The following is a 2168-nucleotide window of genomic DNA, read 5'->3' as shown; positions in this document are numbered from 1 at the left end:
TGATTTATTTGAGCTGTGGCAGGTAAACGCGGTTCTGAATGTCTCTTAAAACCTGTCTCAAATATTGACTTCAATCCAGATGAAACATTTAAAGAAGAGTACATCTGGAACTGACTATCTTAATTTTTGCAATGATATGAAGGCTTTACTCAATAAATTTCAGCTGAATTTTGTTGAGTATAGTGATCAAGCCTATTTGAACAAGGATCTGCCTCATTACTACTGGATGAATTGTGATCCAGCTATTTGGGATGTTTCTAGTGAAAATGAAAAGAGTATTCAAAGTTATACCAAGAAGAACGAGAGTGGAAATTCCAGAAGAATGGTCTCGGCATTTAATGAAATTAAAGAAGGGGACCCAGTTATCGGTTACGTCTCATCTCCAAGAAAAAATGTGACTACCTTATTAACTGCCATCCATTCTAGTAATCAATCTGAAATTATGGTCCAAGTGGATAAACAATTGACGCAGCCAATTGTTTCAGAGCAACTGGCTCAAGATCCGATTGTAGGCACATTTTACAATGGTACTAAGCAAGGCAGCCTTTTTCGTATGCGTAAGGTTGAATATGATCAGATTTTGAAACTCAGTCAGTTAAGTGGAAATGACATTGTTATCGAGTCGGCTAACAAGATAACCCCTTACACTGAAGAAAACTTTCTCAACGAAGTATTGTTATCCAAAGATCAATTACAGCAACTTGAAAGATTATTAATTCGCAAGCAGAACTTAATCCTTCAGGGACCTCCTGGGGTTGGAAAATCATTTATTGCTAAGCGGCTTGCTAAGGTGATGTTGGATGATCAATTAGATCCAGCGGAACATATTAAAATGGTCCAATTTCATCAAAGCTATGGTTACTCAAATCTAATGATGGGTTATGTGCCTTCAGGAGATGGTTTTAAGCTTCAACATGGCGTGTTTTACCGCCTTGTTCAAGAGGCCATCCAACATCCTAATGAGAAATATTTCTTCTTAATCGACGAGATTAATCGAGGGAATGTTTCCAAAATTTTTGGTGAATTATTGATGCTAATTGAAGCAGATAAGCGCAGTTCTAGCAATTCTGTCACGCTACTGGATGGGTCAACTTTCTATATTCCTAACAATATCTATTTAATTGGAACCATGAATACAGCTGACCGGGGGTTAACGCGGATGGATTACGCTTTAAGACGCCGATTTAGTTTTTACACCATTCATCCCGCTTTTAATTCACTTAAGTTTCAACAAATATTGGCTCAAGATGATGATCCAACTGCTCATGAGTTGATTGCTGGGTTACAAGCCCTTAACTCTGATATCGATAAAGATGAGACTCTTGGTAAAGACTTCGAAATTGGCCATAGTTATGTCATGAATGACAATAAAATTGCCAGCTTGCCATATTTACAGGACTCAGTGTTGTATGATATCATTCCTCAACTTCAAGAGTACTGGCAAGATGAACCGGATAAGGCGAATAGTTATGCTGAAAGTTTGAAAGAAGAAGCTGGTTTAAATGAAAGATAGAAATATTCGTATCCAAAATATCTTTTATATGCTTGCTTTTGTTTACGATAAATTAAATTACGCCGGTTTTCAGAAATTAGGAACAGAGGACTTTGAGGATGGTTATGATTTGTTGGGAAAACTATTTTTGCATGCATGTAAGCTTCAGTTAATTCGTGGCTTCCCACACGATTATCGCGGATATACTGAGAAAACCGCTTATCCCCATGGGCAAATTCAAATGACGGACTCCATTACTCAAGGCGCGTTAATTGACCATCAAGTGATTGTTCAGGATGATTCTTTTTCTGCCAATATTCCTCAGAATCAACTAGTTAAAATGGTGCTGTCAAGGATTGCTCACAGCAAAAGCTTCCCCCATGATCAACGTTTGTTGGCTAAGAAAATGTGGCGAAATTTTTGGCCGGTTAAAAATATTAATTCAAATGATTATTCAAGTGTTAAACGTTACTTACACAGAATGGGGCAAGATGGCTCACTGCTGGTCTTGTTGTCAGAAATATTGATTGAAGGGAAAATTTTCGCAACAAATAATGAAAATTATAAAATGGTCAATTTTGAAGATCAATTGATGGTAAGCACTAAATAATTGGACGTATTCAAAAGGGCATTCGAGCATGTTATTCTTCAGATAACACAATCGAATGCCTTTTTA

The 2168-nt window shown here is 37.0% G+C and carries 2 protein-coding genes; both read left to right on the top strand.

Annotated features, from left to right (window positions below; all coding sequences use genetic code 11):
* The first annotated feature begins 79 nt into the window (after positions 1-79).
* Complete coding sequence (locus KTE19_RS13380) at positions 80-1513, top strand: AAA family ATPase (protein ID WP_217165463.1); 1434 nt, start codon at positions 80-82, stop codon at positions 1511-1513.
* Positions 1503-2102: a 5-methylcytosine restriction system specificity protein McrC gene (locus KTE19_RS13375; protein ID WP_217342499.1), complete on the top strand. Its 600-nt coding sequence runs from the start codon at positions 1503-1505 to the stop codon at positions 2100-2102. Before KTE19_RS13380 ends, KTE19_RS13375 begins: the two co-directional genes overlap by 11 nt.
* Positions 2103-2168 lie beyond the last annotated feature (66 nt).

It is taken from the genome of Lentilactobacillus dabitei (genome assembly GCF_019061365.1).
Taxonomy (GTDB): Bacteria; Bacillota; Bacilli; order Lactobacillales; family Lactobacillaceae; genus Lentilactobacillus; species Lentilactobacillus dabitei.
This window is presented reverse-complemented; position numbering and strand designations above follow the sequence as displayed.

Bases quoted from the DNA above. Each gene is read 5' to 3' on its own strand.
- KTE19_RS13380 (WP_217165463.1), top strand. From the start codon at position 80: ATGAAACATTTAAAGAAGAGTACATCTGGAACTGACTATCTTAATTTT.
- KTE19_RS13375 (WP_217342499.1), top strand. From the start codon at position 1,503: ATGAAAGATAGAAATATTCGTATCCAAAATATCTTTTATATGCTTGCT.